Source organism: Arthrobacter sp. 9V, assembly GCF_902506065.1.
In the GTDB taxonomy this organism is placed as follows: Bacteria; Actinomycetota; Actinomycetes; order Actinomycetales; family Micrococcaceae; genus Arthrobacter.
Genome location: NZ_LR732985.1, coordinates 1 through 1,087, shown reverse-complemented (window position 1 = coordinate 1,087; position 1,087 = coordinate 1). Strand labels below are relative to the sequence as shown.

Sequence of the window (1,087 nt, the reverse complement as noted above, 5' to 3'; positions counted from 1 at the left end):
CGTGTCTTCGGGGCTCTGCCCGCCGAGGACCCGGAGGGACGACACCGCCCGGACAGCTTCTTCCTGCCACCGCGTGTACAGCTCGCGGGTGTGGGCATCGAGGAAGGGCATGCGCGTCATGTTCGGCCGCTCACCCATCCGCTCGGGGCTCTCGAAGTCGAGGTGCCCGGCGACCAGGCGGTGCCCGAGGGCGTTCCAGCCGAGTACTTCACTGCGTTTGCCGATGATGACCGCCGGCGTCGATGCCAGCGAGGTGATCAGCCGGACGGTGCCCGGCCGGGCGTGGTCCGGCTTCGCGGCAGATCGCCGTTTCGGCGTCGAGTGCTCGGGACGCGCGAGGTTGAAGAGGTGTACACGCTCGTCGTCATTCAGGTTGAGTGCACGGGCGATCGAAGCGATCACCGCCTCTGACGCGTTCGTGCTCAGACCCTGCTCGAGCCTCGAGTAGTAGGTCGGGCTGACACCGGCGAGCATGGCGAGCTCTTCGCGGCGGAGTCCCGGAACCCGGCGCACACCGTAGCCCTGCAGCCCGACGTCTTCGGGCTGCAGGGCGGCGCGACGGACGCGAAGGAAGTTCCCCAGTTCGTTCGGACCGTTCATCTGCTCATTCTGCTGCCGGATAGACCGATCTGTCCTGTCACTGACAGTGACAGGCACGGCGGGGTGTGGCTGGTGGATCGGGTGGTGGCGATGGTTGGAACACGTCAGAACCCTGGCGAACCTGATCCACCGGGCACGAAGAGAGGCCACCGTGACCACTGAACACGCAACGGACGTCACGTCGACCACGTCGACGACGGGCGACGGCAGGGCGATGACGACGAAGCAGCGGGTCGCACTGACCGTGCTCCTCACCGCGAGCTTCACACTCGCCGTCGACTTCTCGATCCTCAACGTCGCACTGCCGACCATCGGGGCCGACGTCGGGTTCGCGATCGAGAACCTGCAGTGGATCGCGACGGCGTTCGCACTGTGCGCCGCCGGATTCACCCTCCTGATGGGTCGAGTGGCCGACATCGCAGGTCGTCGCCGCATGTTCCTGATCGGGATGGTGCTCCTCGGCTCGGGCTCGTTGGCGGGCGGGCTC

General features: G+C 67.0%; 2 protein-coding genes. One reads left to right on the top strand and one right to left on the bottom strand.

Annotated elements, in window-relative coordinates:
* On the bottom strand, window positions 1-600 hold a 600-nt coding region (locus BACI9J_RS23060; protein ID WP_159736685.1), incomplete at its 3' end, for a helix-turn-helix domain-containing protein.
* Window positions 601-814: 214 nt separating this feature from the next.
* Here BACI9J_RS23060 and BACI9J_RS23055 point away from each other — a divergent pair.
* On the top strand, window positions 815-1,087 hold a 273-nt coding region (locus BACI9J_RS23055), incomplete at its 3' end, for an MFS transporter (RefSeq protein WP_159736684.1).